The following is a 24,208-nucleotide window of genomic DNA, read 5'->3' on the forward strand; positions in this document are numbered from 1 at the left end:
ATTTGAATTCTCCTTATAATACACTAATTTTGTGTTCCCAAATTTTTTTGCTGTATGGATTATCTGAAAGGACTTAACGAATCACAATATGAAGCCGTTACCACAATACAAGGACCACTGATGGTGCTTGCTGGAGCCGGTTCCGGAAAAACCCGTGTACTCACAATGCGTATCGCTCACCTTATTACCAATGGTGTAGATCCTTTCAATATTCTGGCATTGACCTTTACCAATAAAGCGGCAAAAGAAATGAAGGAACGTATTGCGAAGGTTGTAGGCCAGAGCAATGCAAGAAGCTTATGGATGGGAACTTTTCACTCGGTATTTGCAAGAATTTTGAGAAGTGAGGCGCATTATTTAGGCTACCCTTCAAACTTTACGATTTACGATCAGCAGGATGCTCTGAATGTGATTAGAAAAGTGTTGAAAGACATGAATATCGATGCAGATTTGTACAAACCTAAAAAAGTTCAGGCAAGAATTTCCAATTATAAAAACAATCTGATTACCGTAAAGGCTTACTACAACAATCCTGAATTAATGGAAGCTGATGAAAAAGCCAATATGAAATTCATCGGTAAAATTTATGAAAAATACGTAGAAGCTTGCTATAAAAACGGATCTATGGATTTTGATGATTTATTGTTGAAAACCAACGAGTTGTTAACAAGATTTCCGGAAGTTTTAGCAAAATATCAGGACAGATTCAGATACATTCTGGTGGATGAGTACCAGGATACGAACCACTCGCAATATTTAATTGTGAAAGCTCTAGCTTCGAAATTTGAAAATATTTGTGTGGTAGGAGACGATGCACAGTCAATTTACTCCTTCCGTGGTGCGAATATTTATAATATTCTAAATTTCAAAAAAGATTATCCGGACGCAGTGACGGTTTCGTTGGAACAGAACTACCGTTCGACACAAAATATAGTGAATGCTGCGAATGTAGTGATCGCTAAAAACCTGCAGCAGTTTAAGAAAAACGTTTTCAGTGAAAATGAAGTCGGCGAAAAAATCAAAGTGTACCGTTCTCTTTCTGATGCAGATGAAGCTAATTTTGTTGCCGGAAATATTTGGGAGCTGAGCAACAGAGAACAGAAAAAATTCAGTGACTTTGCTATTTTATACCGTACGAACTCTCAGACAAGGGCATTTGAAGACTCTTTAAGGAGAAAAAATATTCCGTATAAAGTGTATGGAGGTCTGTCTTTCTACCAAAGGAAAGAAGTAAAAGATTTGATCGGCTATCTTCGTCTTTTGGTTAATGAAAATGATTCTGAAGCGTTAATGAGAGTTATCAATTATCCTACAAGAGGAATTGGTGAAACTACTCAGAACAGATTAATCGTTTTTGCAGATTCGCAAAATCTTCCGGTGTCTAAAATTTTAGATAATCTCGGAATGTATGCGCCGCAATTGAAATTTAATAATGGTGTTTTAACCAAGCTGAGCGACTTCTGGTCGATGATAAAAGCGTTTCAGGTTTTGCTTAAAACAGAAACAGCTTACAGCGTCGCGATGGAAGTGGCGAAGCGAAGCGGTTTGATTAAATTTTTAAAAGATGATCAAACACCAGAAGGTATATCTCGTGTAGAAAACGTTCAGGAATTGATGAACTCGATGCAGGGTTTCATTGAAGAGCAGATGCAGATTGAAGATGGTGACCCGAGTTTACCGAATTTCCTTGAAAACATTGCACTTTCGGCAGATACTCAAAGAAAAGATGATGAGGCAGACATGGTTTCATTAATGACGATTCACCTTTCCAAAGGACTTGAATTTCCGGTGGTTCACCTGGTAGGTTTAGAAGAAAATCTGTTTCCTAGTTTTATGAGTTCGGCAACCCGGGAGGATTTGGAAGAAGAAAGACGTTTATTTTATGTTGCCCTGACAAGAGCTGAGAAACAGGCATTTTTCTCTTACGCAGTTTCGCGTTTTCAGTGGGGAAAAATTACTGATGCCGAGCCGTCAAGGTTTTTGAGTGAAGTGGATGAAGAATATATTGAGTTTCTAAATCCGGCTATTGAAAAGAGATTTATCAATAACGCAGGGATTACTTCCAATATTTTTGATGAGCATCCTTCCGAAATGAAGAGCTTCAAAAAAATTGAAAAGAAAACAATCTCGAAAGCTGAAAGCGACAAGCCAATCGCTGAACCAAGAAAGTTAAAACCGGTAGCTACGGCGAAAATCATTAATCCAAGCGGAGCATCTTCGCAGGATATTGAAGTTGGCGACAAAGTGAGACACGACCGTTTCGGAATTGGGGAAGTGAAATTTTTAGATGGCACAGATCCGCAAAATATCAAAGCCAAAGTTGTTTTCTTACATGAAGGCGAGAAGAATTTGATTTTGAAATACGCTAAACTTACCAAAATTTAAAAAATAACATTTGACAATTATAATTTTTGTCTTTTATTAGTCTACTTTTTTTGTAGACTAATAAATATCATTTACATTTGCATCCTGAAAAAAAATAATTTTGAAATTTTAAATGTAGGATGTATGAAAAATAGAAAGACTCTCTTGTCAGCTTCGGCTTTATTTTTCTTGGGAACTTATGCAGCGGCTCAGGAAAAAGATACTGTAAAAACAGCAAGCGTAGAAGAAGTGGTAATTTTGGGCTCAAGAAGTGGAGCGAGATCAAAGGTCGACAGCCCGGTTCCTGTAGATGTATTTAATCTGAAAGAGGCATCGGTTGTTTTGCCGCAGTCTACAATAGGACAAATACTTAATGCCATTGCACCATCTTTTACCTCAACAATTCAGACGAATGCTGACGGAACCGATCATTTAGATCCTGCCCAGTTAAGAGGTTTAGGTCCGGATCAGGTTTTGGTTTTGGTCAATGGAAAAAGACGGCACACCTCAGCTTTGGTGAATGTCAACGGATCACCCGGAAGAGGGACGGTGGGAACTGACCTTAATGCAATTCCCTCTTTTGCCATCAGCAGAATTGAAGTTTTAAGAGACGGTGCTTCTGCGCAGTACGGTTCTGACGCTATTGCCGGAGTAATTAATTTAGGCCTAAAAAGAGATATTGGAAAGCTTACCGGACAATTAACGTACGGAGGAAATCTTACAACAACTGCAAATGACCATACCGGAGATTTTGATGGACAAAATATTCAGGTCGACCTGAATTATGGAAATAAAATAGGGAACAAAGGTGGTTTTTATAATATTACATGGTCTTCACAGTTCAGAAATCCAACTTACCGTGCAGGAACAGAAAGCGGATCTATCTATAACGCCTACAATGCCATCGAAAAGCGTGCTTTAAATGACGGTGTTAATCTTTCATCCCTGTTTACAAATATTGGAACGACACCTAACTCGCAGCAGCTGATTAATTATATTCATCAGTATGCGCAGGGTGTAGATTATTTTTCTCCACAATTGCAGAGTCAAATTCAGGGAGCCAATACTATTGCAGGATTGCAGAGTCTTTTAGACGCAAACGTTACAGATCAGGAATTAGCATACAGAGGTCTTTCTAGAAAAGATTTCAATATGCAGGTAGGTCAGTCAAAATTAAATAACAATCAGCTTTTTGCCAATATTGAAATTCCGATAAACGATGACTGGAAAGTATACACATTTGGTGGATACAGCTTCAGACACGGAACTTCAGGAGGTTTTTACAGAAGACCCAACCAAAGCCGTACTTTTACAGGCCTGTATTCTGATGGATATCTTCCTCAGATCGGAACAGATATTCAGGATTTATCTCTGTCTACTGGCATCAAAGGAGACTGGAATGGCTGGGATGTAGATTTCAGCAATACGTTCGGACGGAATTCTTTTGATTATACCATTGAAAATACAGGAAATACCTCTTTAAGATTTGCTTCTCCGAGTGAGTTTGATGCAGGAGGGCTAAGATTTTCCCAAAATACAATCAATTTAGATTTCTCAAAAAAATATGATGTCTGGAAAGGAATTAATGTAGCGTTCGGAGCAGAACACAGATATGAAAATTTCAAAATTACAGCTGGCGAGGAAGCTTCTTATGCGACCTATGATGCTGAAGGAAATTTATGGAACGGAACGACTCCGAGAGCGACAGATTTTTTCGGAAACGCACTTCCTGGAGGATCACAGGTCTTTGGCGGATTTAAACCGATTAACGCAGTCAACAAAAACAGACAGGCTGTTGCAGGATATGCTGATGTAGAATTAAATTTTACCGATTGGTTTTTGGTAGATTTGGCTGCCAGATATGAAAATTACTCAGATTTTGGCTCTACTTTTAATTATAAACTTGCTTCAAGAATTAAGCTAGCAAAAAATTTAAATTTTAGATTTGCAGGATCTACAGGCTTCCGTGCTCCTTCTATTCATCAGATATATTATAATGTGACGTCTACACTTTTTACAGACGGAACTTTGAAAGAAGTGGGAACTTTCAGTAATGATTCGAAACTGGCAGCGCTTTTAGGAATTCCTAAGCTTAAACAGGAAACTTCAAAATCAGCAAGTGCAGGTTTCACGTACAGAATTCCTTCGGCAAATTTAACGTTTACAGCTGACGGATATTTCACCAGAATTGATGATAGAGTTGTTCTTACAGGTCAGTTTCCGAGAACCGTTGCTCCCGAGGCTTTCGACGCTGAGGCCGTTAATGCTGCCCAGTTTTTCACCAATGCGATTGATACAGAAACCAAAGGATTGGATGTGGTAGTTTCTCACACCGCGCGATTTTCAGATCTAAAACTTGATAACAGTTTTGCATTAAATTTAAACCAAACCAGAAAAGTGGGCGGCATACATTCTTCCGGTGCTTTACAGGCAGCGAATTTAGAAAGCACATATTTTTCTGAAGCCGCAAGAATTTATCTTGAGGAAGCAGTGCCGAGAACCAAGGCAAGTTTATCTCACAACCTTACATGGAAGAATGCCACCTTTTATCTGAGAAATACTTATTTCGGAAAAGTAACAAGTCCAGATATTGTTGATGCAAACGGTGATGGAGTGATTTCCACCAACGAACATCAGTCTATTTCCGATAAAATCATTACCGATCTGTCTTTAGCATATCAGTTCACAAAAAGTGTCGGTTTTACAGCTGGAGTGAATAACTTATTTGATATTTATCCAACTCGAAATGTAACTGCATCAACCAATAATGATCAGTTTATCTATTCGCGTTCTACGTCCCAGTTTGGGCAGAACGGAAGATCGGTTTTTGCCAGACTTAATTTCAGTTTTTAACCGTTTACAGTTTGATTTTTAAAACGGGTTCAATTTATTTGAATCCGTTTTTTTTCTTTTTTAAATTTAAGCTTTGCTAAATTTATTTTTCCTGAAAATTGAAAGCGGTGTCGAAAATAGAATTATTTGTCATGGAAAGCTCTGTAAAGGCGACATTAATTATCTCCCACAGATCGCACGGATTTTCACAGATTTTTTTGAAATTATGCCTGAAAATCTCAATATTTTTTGCCGAAACATAATTCAGTCTTTCACAAGCCATAACGTGGCGACATCCATCAGCACAGGGTGAAGCCCTGTGAAGAAATGACACATCACAAAGTCAGCCCTGAAAGGGCGAAATCAATTTTTTTGCCCACAGATCTCACGGATTTTCACAGATTTTAATTTTGATAATCAAACCTCTACTTAATAATTCTAAAATCACAGTAAAATCTGAATCTCATCAGGAAAATCTTCGATTTTCAATCTTATGTGTTCTCTTCAACGCAAAGTTTTGATCTAAATCTTTGTGACTATGTGTCAAAATCTATTGCAGATCTTTAACAACATCTCATCATTAGTTACAATGCGAAAATGGTAAAAATCACAATTCGTATATTTAAGGTTCAAAATTTTAAAAATGAAAAAAATACTTATTCTGATCTTCGTAATTTTCTATTCCATATTATTATTTTCTCAGGAATATCAAACCATTTCAAACGTTCATTACTACGACGAAAAAACAAATCAATCCGATATATACATTAACGACAGATGTGTTTTAGATGTTTATACTCCGAAAAATGTAAAGAATTTTTCAACAATAATCTGGTTTCACGGTGGCGGAATTACGGGTGGCGAAAAACATCTTCCCGAAGAACTTAAAAATAAAGGAGTAGCCATCATTGCTGTCAATTACAGACTTTCTCCAAAAGTAAAGGCTCCGAAATATATCGAAGATGCAGCCGCAGCTACAGCCTGGGTTTTCAACAATATCAAAAAATACGGCGGAAGTGAAGACTTAATTTTCATTACCGGTCATTCTGCGGGCGGATATCTTGCTTCGATGGTAGGTTTGAATAAATCTTATTTAAATAAATATAAAATTGATGCAAATAGGCTTGCCGGAATTATACCGTTCAGCGGACAGATGATTTCCCATTTTACGACCAGAAAGGAAAAAGGAATTGATGAACTTGATGCCAGAATCGATGAAATGGCACCGCTTCATTTTATCCGTGCTGATGCGCCACCATTACTTTTAATTACCGGTGACCGTGAAAAGGAACTGATGGGAAGATATGAGGAAAACGCTTATATGTGGCGAATGATGAAGCTTAAAGGCCATAAAGAAACCGTTTTATATGAACTCGATGGGTTTGATCATGGTGGAATGGCTGTTCCCGCTTTTCCATTGCTTTTGAATGAAATTAAAAGAATTGAAAAACTAAAAAACATTCAGCGATGAGATATGCAATTGCCTGTGTTTTAATGACACTCTTTTCTTGTGAGAGTAGGGAGAACAAATTCAATTGTTGGTTCGTGGCAGTTAATCGGCTCAAAATACGGAACCGGAGCGGAAGTCATTGAGAAGGATATAGATTCTGAATATATTCTGACTTTTTATAATAATGGAAAATACAGAGAGTCAGTCAATGGAAAACAGATTGATGATCAATACCTGATCGACAAAGGAGATTTGATTGTTCTAATCAATTCCAAAACATCAGAGAGTAATTTTTATTCTTATAATTTTAAAGGCAATAAATTAATTCTTGACAAGGTCGATAAAGACGGAAGTTTAATATGTGATGAAGGATGCTCAACGATTCTAAAAAGGATTAAGGAATAAAAAAGAGGCGCAGTAAAAACCACGCCTCCCATTTCTATAGTTTAATAAGAAACTTATCTCTCAACCAATTCTTTCACATTCTCACCATAAAAATCGGTATGCGAAGTCTTCACCTGAAGCAGCTGATACCATTTTCTAAATGCTCCAACGAAAACTACGAGCATTAAAACCATCGCAACAATCGCTAATGTTGCCAGTAAATATTGCTGTTTTGGAATGTAAATATCCATCACCTGAATGTATCCAGCCCAAAATGTAATAATCGCCATAAAAACTCCTGGAATTGCGGAGCAAAGTGCATATTTTCCACGGTTTAACCTGATGAGCATTGTTGTGCAGACAATCAATCCGCACGCGGCGAGCAACTGATTACTGATTCCGAAGAGCGGCCAGATGCTGCTTACATTTCCGGTGAAAACCAGATAACCCCAGGCAAAAGTAAACAGTAAACTGCTGATGATAATCCCGGGAGTCCAGTTTTTATCATTAAATTTAGGAATGACTGAACCCAGCATTTCCTGTAAGAAGAATCTTCCCACTCTCGTTCCGGCATCGATCGCGGTTAAAATAAACACCGCTTCAAACATAATCGCAAAGTTGTACCAATAGGCCATCAGCTGATCCATGTACGGGATTTTATTAAAGATGTGAGCCATTCCCACGGCCAGAGAAACCGCACCACCAGTTCTTCCGTGCAGATCAATCCCAATTCTTTCAGAGAAATAATCGATATCAACGCCATGCAAAGCTGGATTTGCAGCCAAAAAAGCATCATACGTTTCTTTTGGAGTGTTGATTGCAAAATAATCTCCCGGCATTAATGTACATGCGGCGATTAATGCCATCAATGCTACAAAACCTTCCACAAGCATCGCTCCGTAACCTACAAACAAAATTTCTTTCTCTCTGTTCAGCATTTTAGGAGTCGTTCCTGTGGCAATCACTGCATGAAATCCTGAAATCGCTCCACACGCAATGACAATAAAAATAAAAGGTAAAACCGGACCACCGATTACGGGACCGCCACCATTGATAAACTGAGATAATGCCGGCATTTGAATGGTTGGGTGAATCACGATTACCCCAATCGCCAACATAATAATCGTTCCGATTTTAAGATAGGTTGAAAGATAATCTCTCGGAACCAAAAGCAACCAAACCGGAAGTACTGAAGCTAAAAATCCATATAGAGGAATGGCAATTGAAATCGTTGTAATGTCCCAGGTAAACATATTGTTCATAGTCTCATTCTGCATCAGACTGTGTCCGCCAATGATTCCTGCAATCAATAAAACTCCACCCAGAATACTTGCGAAAGTCACGGAGTTTTTTCTGTAGCGCATAATCAATCCCATGATAATCGCAATAGGCATTGTTATGACAACCGTGAACAATGACCACGAAGCTTCGTGCATCGCATTGATACAGGCCAATGACAATCCGGCAAGCGTTAAAATTAAGATGAATAGAATTGCAAAACCTGCAACAGTTCCCGTCGTTTTACCAATTTCTTTGGAGGCAATCGTCGCTAAACTTTGTCCTTTGTGTCGCACCGATGCGAAAAGTACCACCATATCGTGAACCCCACCACCCAGAACACATCCGATTAAAATCCAGATTGCACCGGGAAGATAACCAAATTGTGCTGCCAACACGGGTCCAACCAAAGGTCCAGCTGCTGCAATTGCTGCAAAGTGATGTCCGAAGAGTACATTTTTATTGGTGGCAACGTAATCTTTTCCGTCAGCAAATTCTACTGCCGGCGTCGTGTTTTTGTCATTTAAACGGAGAACTTTGTTCGCCAGGAAAATTCCGTAGAAACGGTAGGCTATTGCAAAAATGAGCAGTGATGTGAACACCAGAGTCAGTGCATTAATTCCATTTAGAAATTCCATATCTTTTCTGTTTTATGTGAATAAATAGTTAGGATTTCTGCTTATTTATTAATGATAATGTAAGCATTTGGCCAAGGTACTTATTTTCTATATAAAACAAATCAATATGTATATCAATTTAGCAAAGTTATATATTAAATTGAGCGATACTAATATTAAATTAATGATTTACAGATATTTAAATTATTGCTTCTTTTTGAAAAATACAGTTTTGTAATCCTGAAGTCATTGATGTATAATTTTACTTTTTTTGAGATACCATAAAATCTACCATCACAGTATTAAGCTCTTCCTGATAAGCTTTGTCGGTATCTTTAAAACCGTGATTCCCTTTTTTCACCACAATCAATTGATGCATTGTATCAGTTTTATTCAACATTTTATTCAACCTTTTTGAATGTCTGATCGGTGCAATCTTATCTTTATCGCCGTGAAGTATTAGTGTAGGAACGGGATTTTGAGTGTAATTTATTGGTGAAATGGTTTTACAGAACTCGATCACTTTTCTTCTTTCGGTATTAACGTCATAACCCGTCATTCCTTTTGCGATTTTCGTTCTGATGTCGATGATCTTTTTTGAAATTAAACCAACGATAAATAATAAAGGTTTGGGAGCTCTGGTGTGAAGAAGTCTGTTCATATCAGTCGGTCCGAAATTGTCAACAACATAGTTTACTCTGCCGGAATATTTCGAAAGCTCCTGATCTCCCACAAATTCACTGTCAGGCGTGTATGCTGAAAGAAGCGAAAGGTGAGCTCCTGCAGAAACTCCCCAATAACCAATGTTTTCTCCGTCAAAACCATACTGATCTGCATTTTTTCTTACCCATTTTACCGCATCTTTAGAATCTTCAATCGGTCCCGGAAAATGCACATCATCACTCACCAAACGGTAATTGACACTTAAAACTGCAAAGTTTTTTTCTGTCAGTTTTAAAATCGTCTGCTCGATATAGTTATCGGGAGCTATAACTTTATCTCCCAATGCCCACGCGCCGCCATGCAGAAAAATAACAACCGGTAGTTTTTCCTCTGCGGAATTTTTCGGTCTGTATATATCCAGTTTCAGATCTTTTCCCTGACCGTCTTTTTTGTAAGTAATATTTTCGGTGACGGCAGTTTTTTCCTGAAGTAGAGTGCTTTTTGCTGTCTGAGCAAATAATGATGCCGAAAGAAAGAAAATAAAAAACAGGTTTATAAAAAACCTGCTGATATTTGTATTGCTGATGGATGAATTCATAAAGTAAATTTGATGAGGTGTGTTATTTTACTAACTCCTCAAAAAGTTTACCAAAAGTTTTTTCCAAATCCTTAGATTTCCCCGGATGAGGTCTTGAAGTCTGAACTACAGCACTTCTCACGGCTGTCAGCCAACGGAATCTGTCCGGAATTTCCAATAGTGCAATCGGGCCACCATCTTTTTTTCCTTCCGCAATATTTTTAAAACTTTCCAGATTTTTGATGATGTCGTCATAATCCAGTTTACTTTTAATCAGTTTAAATTTATCGGGACACAAATAAAAATCCACTTTAATGAATTTCTCTCTCTTCGAAAACATCACCAGTCCGATGTTGAAAAATTCTTCTCTTTCAACCTTCGGCACCAGGCGGATGACGGCGTACTCGTATATTTTATCCTCTTGCATTTTTGGCTTCGTTTACAAAGATTTGTGAATTTTCAAGACGTGTTTTCAGGAAGTTAAAATACACTTCACGTATTTCATCCGGACTTTCTTCAGCATCATTCCAGTGCAGCCAGTCTTCAGGAATTAAATTGACAATCTCTCTGAAAATTGTTTCATTTAAAACTTCATGCGCAAACTTTTCAGCCTCATCCAATTGTGTTGCTTGTGGAAGCAGAACATGATCTTTCACATATTTAAACGGCGTCTTTGCCGCAGTATCAAAATTCTGCCACGAATGATGGAAATAGAATGACGCTCCATTATCAATAACCCATAATTCTTTATGCCACATCAGAAGATTGGTATTCTTAAAAGTACGGTCGATATTGGTAATAAAAGCATCGAGCCAGACAATTTTTGAAGCCAAAAGAGGGTCAACTTTTATACTTGAATCAAACGCAATAGATTCTGATAAATAATGTAAGCCTAAATTTAAACCTTCAGAAAATTTCAGCAAATCCTGAATTTCTTCATCGGCTTCCGTTCTCCCAAAATCTACATCGAGATTTGCGAAAACAAGCTCGGGAATTGGTAATCCTAAAGCCTGTGTGATCTTTCCACCTAAAAGTTCGGAAATCAACATTTTCACGCCATGACCTGCTCCACGGAATTTCAAGACATATTTAAAATCATCATCAGCCTCTGCCAAAGCCGGCAGTGAACCACCTTCCCGAAGAGGAAGAATGTAACGCTGTACAGTAACTGTTCTAAGATCCAACATAACGCAAAAATAAGATTTTTACCTGTGTTTAATTCTATTTTACTATTTTTAAGTAAATTAAATCTTAAATCACCTTTCGATAATTTCGCAGGAACCTGAATAATTTTAATTTTTTGAATTCCTGAGAATAAACAAGTTAATATTAACATTACAGACGAAAAATATGAACATCATCAAAAACCTTAATATACAGCTCTCAAATCCTGAAACAAAAGACTTTTTGGCAGACGCCTATTATCCGGAAGCTAAAACCAAACTGCCGTTAGTAATTTTCGTGCATGGTTATAAAGGTTATAAAGATTGGGGTGCCTGGAGTTTAATGGCTGAAAAATTTGCAGAGGCAGGATTTTTCTTTGTAAAGTTTAATTTTTCTCACAATGGGACAACATTGAGCAATCCGACAGGTTTTGATGATCTGGAAGCTTTTGGAAATAATAATTATTCGAAAGAACTTTCAGATGTAGATTTTGTTGTTAACCACTTCGTTAAAGATCCCAAAGTTGACGATCAGAAAATAATTTTGATAGGTCACAGCCGTGGAGGCGGGATTTCTATCATTAAAACCTGTGAAGATATTAGAATCAACGGATTGATTACTTTGGCAAGTGTCGATCATCTCGAAAGATTTCCGAAAGAAGAAGCTTTTGAAAACTGGAAAAATGAAGGAGTTTATTATGTTGAAAATGCAAGAACGAAGCAGCAGATGCCTCATTTTTATCAATTCTACGAAGATTTTGCCAGCGATCCTCACCGTTTTGATGTAGAGCGATCCATGGAAATGGCAAAAGCTCATGTTTTAATTGTTCATGGGACTTCAGATGAAGGAGTTAGTGTGAAAAATGCAGAGCATCTTCATATTCTGCATCCTAATTCCGAACTGTTTTTAATCGACAATGGGAATCATGTTTTTGGAGCGAAAGAACCCTGGGAAGAAAAGGAATTGCCAGAAGACCTGAATACAGTAGTTCAAAAATGCATTACGTTTATAAATGATAAAATTGTAAATGCTTAGATAAAAAGACAGCTCTATGAAAGCTGTCTTTTGTATTAAAGGGAAGTGTCAGTTTTTATCGCATTTTTCCTCACCGATTTTATTAAACTTCTGAAATTTTTCATGGTCATCATTTCGGTACGCGGAGTGAAAACAGTCACCTTCTGATCTTTATCTACGGCAACTTCTGAGTATGCTTTAAACGAATATATTTTTTTTAACGTGGTGATGTCATAAACATCCATCATCGCAAAAGTTTCGTTGGTTTTGTACTGACTCTGCATTCCAATGGTATTGTCTAAGGCATTTCGAACTTTAAACGTATAGACATTAACAAGGTAATTGTAATCGGAACTGTTTTTTAATACTTCAAGATCTTCTGGTTGGGGATCAGACGGAATGTGATTGTGAATGAGATTTTCAGATTTTGCAGTTTTCAGATCGGTAGCTTTTCCGCCACTCATTTCATTAAATAAGTGCAGAATCTCTTTACTCATCAACTCTCGGTGTTGCGAATTGACATCGGTGTTGATGTTGTTAATCAACCACTTTTTATCTTTTGAAAACACCAAAGATTTACTGTAAATACCGTAATCCTTTCTTACAGGGTAATAACATGACTGTAAGATGATCGCAGCACAAAGTAATAGAATAATATTTTTCATCAATGTACGGTTGTCAATTTATTTAACTAAAATTTTCCAGGCTTCATCGATTTTACTTTCAAGCAAAAATTTCTGAGCTTCCAGATGAATATTTTCGTCATCATGGCAATTTTCAGAAGGCAAGATTTCTACATTTGCCAGCATTCCCAAATCATTTCCTGTAAAAACTTTGCTGAATTTTATGGTATCAGGAAGCAGATCAAATCCAATACCTTTGGTAACCAAAGGTTTCGGGACTTCGAAAAGGTTATTTTCATTATTTCTCGAATACCAGTTTCCGCCCAAACGAGCGACCATATCCAGTTTTGCCTGATCTAAATTTCCTTCAGCATTCAGATATTCTTCTCTCATGTGAATTTTTTTAACCTCACAAATGACCAAATTTCCTGCGCCACCCTGATCTCCCAAAGATTTCACTTCTAAAACCTGACACTCAAAGTTGACTGGACATTCTTCAATCAATTTAGGCTTCACCAAATCTGCATCTTTCATTGTCAAACCGGATTTTACAAATTCATTGACATCATCTCCGTATTCTGTTGATGCTAAAGAAATCTGCTGTACAATTGGAAAGTTCACGGTTCCAATGACCACCTCAGGAACTTTCAAAACGTTTTCCAACGTATGTTTCGTCGTATTATCCCGAACTCTTCTCGATGGAGAAAAAATCAAAATCGGCGGAACGGTACTGAACATATTAAAAAAACTGAACGGCGATAAATTGCTGTTTCCGTCTTTATCAACCGTAGAAGCCAATGCAATCGGTCTTGGTGAAACGGCGGTCTGCATAATCGTTTGCAGTTGTACTGAGGATATTTCTGAAGGGATGAGTGTTTTCATAATTTTGATTTTACCACAAAAGTCACAAAAGCTTTAAGAGTTGTCAATACTGATTTTTTAAAGCTCAAAAAAGATTGTAGCTTTTTCGATACTGTGCAATGTAGGGTTAATTGTTTTCTTTCATAAATCATAAAAGCATTTCGTAATATTTGTTTACAAATGTTTCCTGACCTTGATGGTATAGATTCTTTACATTAAAATTGACTAGAATACCTTTGGGTTTTCGCAACAAATTAATATAATTTAAAACCTGTGCTCTGTGTATTTCATTTAACGAAGAAACAGATTTTATTTCAAGCACAATTTGGTCTTCAATCAAAAAATCACAAAAAAAGTTGCAATTGATTTCTTTTTCTTTATAAAAAACCGGCACTTGTAATTCAGATTTGTATTTAATATTTCTAAGCTTGAATTCCTCTTCTATGCATTTATGATATACACTTTCTAACAAACCGGCACCCATAATTTTATGCACTTCTATACAGGCTCCATTAATTTTATAAGTCAAATCTGTTAGATAGGATTGAGTGATCATTTAGTTTTATCTTGATTACAATTAAAAAGACAACTTTTTTGAACTTTATTTAGAAATCATTAAACTTTAAATATAAAAAATCTTTTGTGACTTTTGTGGTTAAATAATTATTTAGCAGGAATAATTTTACCGGAAACCTCCCCGAAACCTACTCTCACGCCATCTTTTTCAGCCCAGGCTTTCATAATTACGGTATCGTTGTCTTCAATGAATTTTCTTTCCTGTCCGTTGCTTAGGGTGATTGGGTTTTGTCCTCTCCAGGTTAATTCAAGCATAGAACCGTATGATTTTGGATCGTTTCCTGAGATTGTTCCACTTGCGTAAATGTCTCCAACTTCCAGATTACAGCCGTTCACCGTGTGGTGAGCCAACTGCTGTGTCATGTTCCAGTACATATATTTGTAGTTGCTTTCTGAAATCAGGTTATCTTCACCATTTTCTGGTTGGATGTAAACTTCCAGATTGATATCGTAATTTTTATCGCCTTCAAATTTTAGATAATCCAGAACTTCAGGATCTTGCGTTGGAGAAGTGGTTCTGAATGGTTCCAGAGCTTCCAGCGTTACCACCCATGGAGAAACAGATGAACCGAAATTTTTAGCCAAAAACGGTCCTAACGGAACATATTCCCATGACTGAATATCTCTTGCTGACCAATCGTTGAAAACAACCATTCCGAAGATCGCATTTTCAGCATCTTTTGTAGAAACGCTTTCTCCCATTTCGGTATTTTGATTGATAATGAAAGCCATTTCCAATTCAAAATCCAGCTGTTTGCAGGGACCGAAAACCGGTTTGTCTGCATCTGCGGGTTTCATCTGGCCTTTCGGACGGTTAATATCAGTTCCCGAAACAACAATAGACGAAGCTCTTCCGTGATATCCTACCGGTAAATGTTTCCAGTTGGGTAGCAATGCGTTTGCGGGATCTCTGAACATTTTCCCGACGTTGGTAGCGTGCTCGATACTGCTGTAGAAATCCGTATAGTTTGGAATGTGAATCGGCATAATCATTTTCACCTGATCCAAATCGTAGAATGCATCTTCAATGGTTTTTTCATCCTTAGATAATATCGAACCTTCCTGCAGTAATTCCTGAATTCTTAAACGAACCGCATTGGTTACTGATTTTCCTAATTCTATGAATTCATTTAAAGTATATGCTTCGAAAATATTGTCTTCTAAACCTTTGATTTCTTCGAAATAAGAAAGATCATACAAAAGTGCCAGATCAACAACCTGATCGCCGATTCTTGTACAACAGCCGATAAAGTCTTTGTTAAATACTGCAACTCCAAAAGGAATATTGTGTATCGAAAAGTCTGAATTTGAATTATATTCTACAAATGATTTCATAATGTAATAGTTTGATTTAAATTTAAAAGTGAGAATTCTTAACGGGCTTAATTACTTAGGAAATCAATAGTTTCCCCTGAAATTTATATAATCTGATTTAAAGCCAATCGTAAGAAGTCAAAAGTAAATGCTACTTTGTTTTTTTAGTGTAAGATTCTTCGTCAATCCACCGGTCTCTCGAATTGATATCGATCAGATAGATTATGTCCTTCTGTCTTGTTAAAAGAAGTGTTTTCGAAACAGGAATAGGAATCTTTTTGTTTTCAAGTTTATCAGCTCTTAATGAAATGATATTCTTTTTTCTGATGATGTCTCCCGAAAATACGTTCGATGTACTTTGTCCGGTCGCTTTGTCGTCAAACATTTCAACGTAGGTTGCATCGTTCCCTTTGATGATGATGAAATTTCTTTCTGTGTGATCATCAAAATTTTTGATAAGTACAAATTTCTTATTGTCTACACTTACGTTTTCAAGATGTTGGTTAATTCCTTTTCTCTCTTCAAGTCGACTGATGATTTCGTTGATGGCCGCGTAGTTTTGTGCCTTCGATAAAAGACCGATAAAAAACAGTGTACAGATGAATAATTTTCTCATAAGCTGTGTTTATAAAAAAGTTTTGTCAAGATGTGCATCCTGACAAAACTCTATATTGGGTTTAAAAAATTATAGATTTCCTCTTTTCTCCTGTTCTCTTTCTAGAGCTTCGAAAAGGGCTTTGAAGTTACCTGCGCCAAAACTCTGTGCGCCGTGTCTTTCGATGATTTCAAAGAAAAGGGTAGGGCGGTCTTCTACAGGTTTTGTGAAAATCTGAAGTAAGTAACCTTCCTCATCGTGGTCAATTAAAATCCCTAAGCTCTGAAGCTTTTTAAGATCTTCATCAATATGACCCACTCTTTCAGGAACCAATTCGTAATAAGCTTCAGGTGGAGCAGAAAGGAATTCTACACCTCTCTTTTTCAACTCAGTTACGGTGTGGATAATATCTTTTGTAGCAACTGCGATGTGCTGAACACCTTCTCCTTCGTAGAAATCAAGATATTCTTCAACCTGAGATTTCTTCTTACCTTCAGCAGGCTCGTTGATAGGGAATTTTGCAAAACCGTTTCCGTTAGACATTACTTTAGACATCAATGCAGAATATTCTGTGTTGATCTGCTTGTCGTCAAATGAAAGGATGTTTACAAAGCCCATCACTTTTTCGTACCACTCAACAGTCGGGATCATTCTATCCCAGTCTACATTACCAACGCAATGGTCAACGTATAATAATCCTGCTTCTTCAGGTTGGTAATCGCTTTCCCACTTTTTATAACCGGGCATAAAAGGTCCTGTATAGTTTTTTCTTTCGATAAACATGTGAACCGTTTCTCCGTATGTATAAATTCCTGACATTTTTACCTCGCCGTACTCATCTGTCAAAGTTACAGGTTCTAAATATGGTTTTCCACCTCTTTTGGTAGTTTCTTCGAATGCAGAATAGGCATCATCTACCCAAAGTGCCAAAATCTTCACTCCATCGCCGTGTTTTTTTACATGCTCGCTAACTGGTGAGTCAGATTTCAGACCTGTAGTAAGGATTAATCTGATCTTTCCCTGTTGAAGAACATAAGATGCACGGTCTCTTACTCCGGTTTCGGGACCTGCGTACGCAACAGACTGAAAACCAAATGCTGTCTTGTAATAATGAGCAGCCTGCTTAGCGTTTCCTACATAAAACTCAATGTAATCTGTACCATTTATTGGCAAAAAATTCTCAGCTTGAGCAATTTTTTCGGCAAATGTAAGTGTTGACATATTTTCTATTTTTACTTTTATTTAATGGATTGCAAATTACAAAATTCCTGTAAATAATTAAAAACATTATTGTTGTGTAACCGATTGCGTTATTTTTAATATATGTTAAAGTTCACTTAAGTATATTTAAGTTTAAGTTTGTTTTGTTATTTAATCTATATTTGTATTAGAAACTTGATGTTGAAAAGAGAATTATTTCTAACAAAGAAAGCCGTAATTGATTACGGCTTTTATTTTTTATTATTTAATCTTCCGGCGTCAGGATTGTAATTGTCCCAAATTTTCCAGACATTATCTATTTTGCGAATGAAATAAATCTGTGTATTGAGTTGATTTACAAAGTGTTCTTCTCCAGTTTCTCCCACTTTAAACAGGAGATTCCAGAATTCCTGAGTTTCTAAGATTTTTTTGTCTGGCTCATCTGTAACGATGTTCACATCAAAGATTTCAAAATTCGAACGGTTATTCTTTGTAACAAGCTCAAACTGCCTATCGCAAAGCTCACGGCTGAATTCTGACGCTCGCTCTAAAAATGGTGAATTGTCAAAAACAAGATCTTTAAATAATGCAAGTTTTAAGACAGGGAAATTTTTATACAGATTAAAAACTGTTTCACAATACCGATAAACAATGTCAGTTGAGAAAACGTCATCTTTTACTTCCTTGCCATTAACTTCATTTTCCCTTACATGATGTATGTACGCATTCAAATCTTTGAAACCTAAAAAAATACAAATCTTATCAAGCGTCTTTAGAAAGCGCAAATCATTATGGGTTTTATCCTGATAATCGTTTTCAAAAAAGCGTTGCAGAGTGATGTGTGATATGGTAAGTCCCAACTCAAACCTTTTATCATCTTTAAGTTCTTCTGATATGGCAAGTTCATCTTTAATGATCTCTGAAAGAATAATATAATGGCTTCTCTTCCACTGGTGAACTTTTCCTAAAACTGAATCCTCTACTTTAGGGTGTTTTACAACCTCTTCTTTTATCGAATTATAAATCGTCTTCAAATGTGTAATGTTTTTATAACAGATGTTTTCTGCAAAAAGATTGCCAAAAAAATTATCTATTTTATTTAAATGTACAGATTTTCAGAACAAAATTGAGTTTTTTATTTATTTAATGCTTAAATCTTTCGTAAGCCGCTCTCTCCAGCATTTCCCTGTCATCAGGATGCGCAATACTAATTAATTCCTGAGCTCTTTGTCTGAGGTTTTTTCCATATAAATAAACGCTTCCGTATTCGGTAACTACCCAGTGAATGTGACCTCTCGTTGTCACAACTCCCGCTCCCTGTTTCAGGAAAGGGACAATTCTGGAAACACCTCTTTTCGTTCTTGAGGTGATGGCAATAATGGGTTTTCCGTCTTCGCTTAAAGCGGCTCCACGCATAAAATCCATCTGTCCGCCGATACCGCTGTACTGCATGGTTCCGATGGAATCTGCGCAGACCTGCCCGGTTAAATCAATTTCAATAGCCGAATTGATCGCGACCATTTTTTTGTTTCTCATAATGTTAATCGGGAAGTTGACGTTGCTCACGTCATCAAAAGAAAAAACAGTGTTGTCATCTACATAATCGTACAGTTTTCTTGTCCCGAAACAGAAGCTCGTAATAGTTTTATTATCGTTGTAGCCTTTGTATTTATTGTTGATGACATCATTTTGAATTAAGTCGATCACACCGTCGCTCAGCATTTCGGTGTGAACACCTAAGTCTTTGTGATTTCCCAGACATTTTAAAACCGCATCAGGAATAGTTCCGATACCCATTTGCAAAGTCGATTTATCATCAATCAGTTCCGCCACATGTTTCCCGACAAGCATTTCGTCCGGGCCTACTTTTGCACCGTAATCTACGGTTGGAAGTTCTTCCTCATTCCAGACCAATTTATGAATTTTGCTGATGTGAAGCATTCCGTCACCATGTGTTCTCGGCATCAAAGGATTTACAATGGCAACAATGATTTTTGCAGTATCGACGGCTGCTCTGGCAACATCAACCGATGTTCCTAAAGTACAGAAACCATGTTTATCAGGAGGGGAAACTGTAATCAAAGCTACATCCAGCGGCAAAATATTTTTTCTGAACAAAATCGGAATTTCACTTAAAAAAACCGGAACAAAATCCCCACGGTCAGAATTCACAGCATCACGCACCGGCGTTGAAACAAAAAGTGAATTCACAAAAAATTTATCCTTGTACTCAGGTTTTGCAATCTCCACATTTCCCTGTTGGGTAATGGAAACCATTTCAACATTATCCAGACGGTGAGACTGTCTTGCCAGTTCGTCAATCAGGTGATTCGGAGTACATGCAGACCCGTGAAAAAACACACGGTTCCCACTTTTAATCGTATAAATAGCTTCCTCTGCGCTGATATAATTATACATATTGAAATTTTTTACTTTAATATCTTAAAGGTAAGTTTTATTATTTAGATTCAGTCTAAATATCTGGGTGTTTTGGTGGAGATATTTGTCATGTTTTACTCAATCTGTAAAAAAGAAAAGGATTGAATACTCACATTCAATCCTCAATATCTTTCATAAAATTTTATGCTAAAAGCAAGAAGCCAAATGACAGTCGCCAGACTATTCCTGCGATCTGTCCTCCAAACTATGATCCTCACTTTCCAGCCAAGAAGTTTTATAAGAAGGATCTTCCACTTTCATCGCTTCCTCAGTAATTTTCAACGGTCTGAATGGGTCAACCATTACCGCATATTCCTCAGTGTATTTTTTACCAATGCTTCTTTCCATCGCTCCTGGATGAGGTCCGTGAACGACTCCGCCAGGGTGAAGCGTGAAATCCATTAAATCGATATGGTTTCTGCTCATAAAATCGCCTTCCGTGTAGAATAAAACTTCATCAGAATCAATATTTGAGTGATTGTACGGAGCAGGAATGGCCAGTGGATGATAGTCGTACATTCTCGCACAGAAAGAACAAACCACAAAATTGTGCGCCTCAAAAGTCTGGTGAATGGGTGGCGGTTGGTGAATTCTTCCCGTAATCGGTTCGAAGTTTTTAATATTGAATTTATAAGGATAAAAATAACCGTCCCAGCCTACAACATCAAAGGGATGCGTTGCGTAGATAAAATCAGTGATCTGATTTTCTTTCTTTACTTTAATTAAAAATTCTCCCTTTTCGTCTTTTGGTTCAACAAAAGTCGGCGTGATAATATCTCGCTCGCAGAACGGAGAATGCTCCAAAAGCTGCCCGAATTCGTTTCTGTAACGCTTCGGCGTATAAATCGGAGAATGACTTTCCACTACAAAAAATACGGTGTCATCAGAATTTAATTCCACCTGATAAATTGTGCCTCTCGGAATAATCAGATAATCGCCAACTGAGAATTCAAGATTTCCTACAAAAGTTTTTAAAGTTCCGCTTCCTTCGTGTACAAAAAGAAGTTCGTCACATTCAGCATTTTTATAGAAATAATCCATCGAGTTTCTCGGTTTTGCCAATCCCATTTTAAGGTCATTGTTTACCAAAAGAAACTTTCGGCTGTCCAAAAAGTCATCTTCAGGCGTCACATTCATCCCTTTAAACATTCTCGGCGTCACGTTTTTATCAACTGCAATTTTTGGCGTCACGTCTTTTGCTTCGCCAATTGATCTGATTTGTGTCGGTCGGTGAACATGATACAACAAAGAAGAAATTCCGTGAAATCCTTCTGTACCAAATAGTTGCTCATAATAGAACTTGTCTTCCGGTGATTTAAAAATCGTATGTCTTTTTGGGGGAATATTTCCCGAATGATGATATCTCATTTTACTTTTTAATGTTGACTCTCAAATTTAATATTTTTTAATGAATTGTTTAGAAACATTTTTCACAGCAAATTTTTTAACCACAAAAGTCACAAAAGTTGATTGCTTAAGATTAAGTTTAATGAATGTTGCTGATAAGTTCAAATAAGCGTGGGAAATTTTCACATAAAGCTTTTTTGAACTTCTGCTTTCAAAGTTTTAAAGCTTTAAAAACGAAGAATGCTTTTGTGACTTTTGAGTTCGTTGAATTTTCGATTTGTGTTTTTATAAAAATAGTTTTGTTGTTCTAAAAATAAATGTTAGTTTTGTCTAACAATTTTAATTTCATGAAGCGAATATTATTTTTTGCCGTAATTTTTTCAGGTTTCTTTTACTCTCAGGAAAAGGATAGTTTAGATTTAAATAAAAATTCTGACTCAGTAAAAATTCCTGCAAAAAAGGAAAGAATGAAATTGATTGACGATGTGGTGATTACGGGAACAATAAAGCCTGTAAGTAAATCTAAAAGTCCGGTGAATGTGGAAATTTACAGTCAGAAATTTTTTCAGAAAAATCCCACACCAAGCGTTTTTGAAGCGATTGCAATGGTCAACGGTGTTCAGCCACAGTTAAACTGTTCGGTTTGCAACACGGGAGATATTCACATTAATGGTTTGGAAGGTCCGTACACGATGATTTTAATTGACGGAATGCCTATCGTCAGCTCGCTTTCCACGGTTTACGGTTTAAGCGGGATTCCCAACAGTCTGATTGAAAGAATTGAAGTGGTAAAAGGTCCGGCTTCGTCGCTGTACGGTTCTGAAGCGATGGGTGGCGTGATTAATATTATTACAAAAAATGCCCTGACTGCTCCAAAATTGAGTGTTAATCTGATGACAACAACGTGGGCAGAAAATAATTTGGATCTTTCAACAAAATTTAATGTCGGCAAAAACGCAGCGTCTTTACTCAGTTTAAATTATTTCACTTTTAATGAAAAAATAGATCAGAATAAGGATGATTTTACTGATGCTGCGCTCCAGAACCGAATATCTGTTTTTAATAAGTGGAATTTTAAAAGAAAAGAAAACCGAATGGCAAGTTTTGCACTGCGTTACCTGTACGAAGACCGTTTCGGCGGTGAAATGCAGTGGAATAAATCGCATCGTGGCGGCGTTGAAGTGTATGGAGAAAGTATTTATACGAATAGAGTAGAAGTGTTCGGGATGTATCAGTTGCCGGTGAAGGAGCAGATTTTCACGCAGTTTTCTTACAATTACCACGACCAGAATTCATTTTACGGAAATACGCCTTATGAAGCTCTGCAGAAAGTCGCCTTTGCGCAAACGTACTGGGACAAAAAACTGGGAAACCATGATTTTATTCTGGGCTTGACTTTCAAAAAGACATTTTATGATGACAATACTCCCGGAACACTGGGTTCGGATGAAGTCACCAATCAGCCGATGAAGTCGCCGATTTTTGGAACGTTTATTCAGGATCAGTGGGAGATTAATGAAAAAAATACGGTTTTGCTGGGTTACCGTCTTGATTACGATAAGATTCACCATTCTGTACATTCTCCACGTTTTGCATGGAAATTTTCGCCGAATCCTTATCATACTTTCAGATTCAATTTTGGAACGGGTTTTAGGGTGGTGAATTTATTTACCGAAGATCATGCGGCGCTGACGGGTTCGCGTGAGGTGGTGATTCAGTCGAATTTACAACCTGAGAAATCCATCAACGGAAATTTAAATTACGTCTGGAAAATTCCTGTCGGAGACCGTTTGGTTAACGTTGATGCTTCTGCTTTTTACACCTATTTCAGTAATAAAATTGTCGGTGATTTTGATTCTCAACCCGATAAAATTATTTATGATAATTTAAACGGCTACGGAATTTCAAGAGGTGCTTCGATGAACATTGATTTCAGTTTCAGTTTTCCTTTAAGTGTAAACCTGGGAGTTACCTATCTCGATGTTTATCAGAAATTTGATGATGAAAGAGAAAAATCACGTCAACTCCACGCGCCAAAATGGAGTGGAACGTATAATTTAACCTATAAATTTAAAAGTAATCTTGCCATAGATTTTACCGGACAGTTTTACGGACCAATGCGGTTACCGGTTTTACCGAATGATTACCGACCGGAATATTCTCCGTTGTATTCTGTAGCAAATATTCAGGTTTCAAAAGCGTTTGATTCAGGGTTTGAAGTGTATTGCGGAGTAAAGAATTTATTCAATTTTACGCCGAGAGATCCGTTAATGAGACCTTTTGATCCGTTTGATAATAATGTGAATGATCCGATTAATAATCCGAACAACTATACTTTTGATACGACATATGGATATGCGCCGATGCAGAGAATTAGAGGGTTTTTGGGTGTGAAGTATAATTTGAAATGATTTTTTAAACGCAAAGATTATTTGCTTTGCGTATGAGTTTGAGTATTGCAAAGGCAAATAAAATTTGCTTCGCGAAGCTTGAAAATACATTTACGAATGATTTTTTAAACGCAAAGATTATTTTGCTTTGCGTATGAGTTTGAGTATTGCAAAGGCAAATAAATTTGCTTCGCGAAGCTTGAAAATACAGTTAATAATGATTTTTTAAACGCAAAGATTATTGAATGTATTTGAAAATTTTAAGGGATGCAAAGGCAAATAAATTTGCTTCGCGAAGCTTGAAAATACATTTACGAATGATTATTTAACGCAAAGATTTTTAAATGCATGTGAAAATTTTGAGGGATGCAAAGGCAAATAAATTTGCTTCGCGAAGCTTGAAAATACAGTTAATAATGATTTTTTAAACGCAAAGATTATTGAATGTATTTGAAAATTTTAAGGGATGCAAAGGCAAATAAATTTGCTTCGCGAAGCTTGAAAATACATTTACGAATGA

Annotated in this window: 19 protein-coding genes; 6 read left to right on the forward strand and 13 right to left on the reverse strand. The window is 36.9% G+C overall.

What is annotated here, in order from left to right; all coding sequences use genetic code 11:
- Positions 1-54: 54 nt before the first annotated feature.
- The 4 genes from OMO38_RS11840 (at position 55) to OMO38_RS11855 (ending at position 7,051) form a co-directional block, all read left to right on the forward strand.
- Entirely contained in the window at positions 55-2,385 is a 2,331-nt protein-coding gene (locus tag OMO38_RS11840) for an ATP-dependent helicase (protein WP_264750383.1), read from the forward strand.
- Positions 2,386-2,508: 123 nt separating this feature from the next.
- A complete protein-coding gene (locus OMO38_RS11845; protein ID WP_264750384.1) occupies positions 2,509-5,217 on the forward strand; it encodes a TonB-dependent receptor plug domain-containing protein in 2,709 nt (902 codons plus the stop codon).
- A gap of 622 nt (positions 5,218-5,839) precedes the next feature.
- Positions 5,840-6,667 carry an alpha/beta hydrolase gene (locus OMO38_RS11850; protein ID WP_264750385.1) on the forward strand — a complete coding sequence of 276 codons (828 nt, stop codon included), beginning with the start codon at positions 5,840-5,842 and terminating at the stop codon, positions 6,665-6,667.
- 39 nt (positions 6,668-6,706) lie between these two features.
- Positions 6,707-7,051 carry a hypothetical protein gene (locus tag OMO38_RS11855; RefSeq protein WP_264750386.1) on the forward strand — a complete coding sequence of 115 codons (345 nt, stop codon included), beginning with the start codon at positions 6,707-6,709 and terminating at the stop codon, positions 7,049-7,051.
- Positions 7,052-7,104: 53 nt separating this feature from the next.
- Here OMO38_RS11855 and OMO38_RS11860 read toward each other — a convergent pair whose 3' ends face one another.
- From OMO38_RS11860 to OMO38_RS11875, 4 genes are all read right to left on the reverse strand, one after another.
- Entirely contained in the window at positions 7,105-8,946 is a 1,842-nt protein-coding gene (locus OMO38_RS11860; RefSeq protein ID WP_191738208.1) for a carbon starvation CstA family protein, read from the reverse strand.
- 241 nt (positions 8,947-9,187) lie between these two features.
- Complete coding sequence (locus OMO38_RS11865) at positions 9,188-10,186, reverse strand: alpha/beta hydrolase (protein WP_264750387.1); 999 nt, start codon at positions 10,184-10,186, stop codon at positions 9,188-9,190.
- 22 nt (positions 10,187-10,208) lie between these two features.
- Positions 10,209-10,592, reverse strand: coding sequence for a DUF3037 domain-containing protein (locus OMO38_RS11870; protein ID WP_264750388.1), 384 nt, complete (start codon positions 10,590-10,592; stop codon positions 10,209-10,211).
- On the reverse strand, positions 10,579-11,352 hold the full coding sequence (locus OMO38_RS11875; protein ID WP_264750389.1) for a HipA family kinase: 774 nt from the start codon (positions 11,350-11,352) through the stop codon (positions 10,579-10,581). The genes OMO38_RS11870 and OMO38_RS11875 overlap by 14 nt, the downstream gene beginning before the upstream one ends.
- A 163-nt stretch (positions 11,353-11,515) precedes the next feature.
- On the opposite strand from OMO38_RS11875, the gene OMO38_RS11880 reads away from it, so the two are divergent.
- Positions 11,516-12,364 carry an alpha/beta hydrolase family protein gene (locus tag OMO38_RS11880; protein WP_264750390.1) on the forward strand — a complete coding sequence of 283 codons (849 nt, stop codon included), beginning with the start codon at positions 11,516-11,518 and terminating at the stop codon, positions 12,362-12,364.
- A 35-nt stretch (positions 12,365-12,399) separates the two neighbouring features.
- Here OMO38_RS11880 and OMO38_RS11885 read toward each other — a convergent pair whose 3' ends face one another.
- The 9 genes from OMO38_RS11885 to OMO38_RS11925 all read right to left on the reverse strand — a co-directional run bounded on the left by OMO38_RS11885 (position 12,400) and on the right by OMO38_RS11925 (position 21,319).
- Positions 12,400-13,008: a hypothetical protein gene (locus OMO38_RS11885; RefSeq protein WP_264750391.1), complete on the reverse strand. Its 609-nt coding sequence runs from the start codon at positions 13,006-13,008 to the stop codon at positions 12,400-12,402.
- Between the two features lie 18 nt (positions 13,009-13,026).
- Entirely contained in the window at positions 13,027-13,848 is an 822-nt protein-coding gene (locus OMO38_RS11890; protein WP_264750392.1) for a flavin reductase family protein, read from the reverse strand.
- A gap of 127 nt (positions 13,849-13,975) precedes the next feature.
- Positions 13,976-14,383: a GxxExxY protein gene (locus OMO38_RS11895; RefSeq protein ID WP_264750393.1), complete on the reverse strand. Its 408-nt coding sequence runs from the start codon at positions 14,381-14,383 to the stop codon at positions 13,976-13,978.
- A 107-nt stretch (positions 14,384-14,490) separates the two neighbouring features.
- Positions 14,491-15,738 carry a fumarylacetoacetase gene (fahA, locus tag OMO38_RS11900; protein ID WP_264750394.1) on the reverse strand — a complete coding sequence of 416 codons (1,248 nt, stop codon included), beginning with the start codon at positions 15,736-15,738 and terminating at the stop codon, positions 14,491-14,493.
- Positions 15,739-15,868: 130 nt separating this feature from the next.
- Complete coding sequence (locus tag OMO38_RS11905) at positions 15,869-16,333, reverse strand: hypothetical protein (protein ID WP_264750395.1); 465 nt, start codon at positions 16,331-16,333, stop codon at positions 15,869-15,871.
- Between the two features lie 69 nt (positions 16,334-16,402).
- Positions 16,403-17,533 carry a 4-hydroxyphenylpyruvate dioxygenase gene (gene hppD, locus OMO38_RS11910; RefSeq protein ID WP_264750396.1) on the reverse strand — a complete coding sequence of 377 codons (1,131 nt, stop codon included), beginning with the start codon at positions 17,531-17,533 and terminating at the stop codon, positions 16,403-16,405.
- A gap of 230 nt (positions 17,534-17,763) precedes the next feature.
- Positions 17,764-18,546 (reverse strand): hypothetical protein, encoded by a 783-nt coding sequence (locus tag OMO38_RS11915; RefSeq protein WP_264750397.1) that lies wholly within the window; start codon positions 18,544-18,546, stop codon positions 17,764-17,766.
- 109 nt (positions 18,547-18,655) lie between these two features.
- Complete coding sequence (locus tag OMO38_RS11920) at positions 18,656-19,930, reverse strand: acetyl-CoA hydrolase/transferase family protein (protein WP_264750398.1); 1,275 nt, start codon at positions 19,928-19,930, stop codon at positions 18,656-18,658.
- A gap of 201 nt (positions 19,931-20,131) precedes the next feature.
- Entirely contained in the window at positions 20,132-21,319 is a 1,188-nt protein-coding gene (locus tag OMO38_RS11925) for a homogentisate 1,2-dioxygenase (RefSeq protein WP_264750399.1), read from the reverse strand.
- 326 nt (positions 21,320-21,645) lie between these two features.
- Between OMO38_RS11925 and OMO38_RS11930 the strand changes: the two genes are divergently transcribed.
- Entirely contained in the window at positions 21,646-23,709 is a 2,064-nt protein-coding gene (locus OMO38_RS11930; protein ID WP_264750400.1) for a TonB-dependent receptor plug domain-containing protein, read from the forward strand.
- Positions 23,710-24,208 lie beyond the last annotated feature (499 nt).

Origin of the sequence: Chryseobacterium kimseyorum, assembly GCF_025971945.1 — a bacterium.
Classification (GTDB): Bacteria; Bacteroidota; Bacteroidia; order Flavobacteriales; family Weeksellaceae; genus Chryseobacterium; species Chryseobacterium kimseyorum.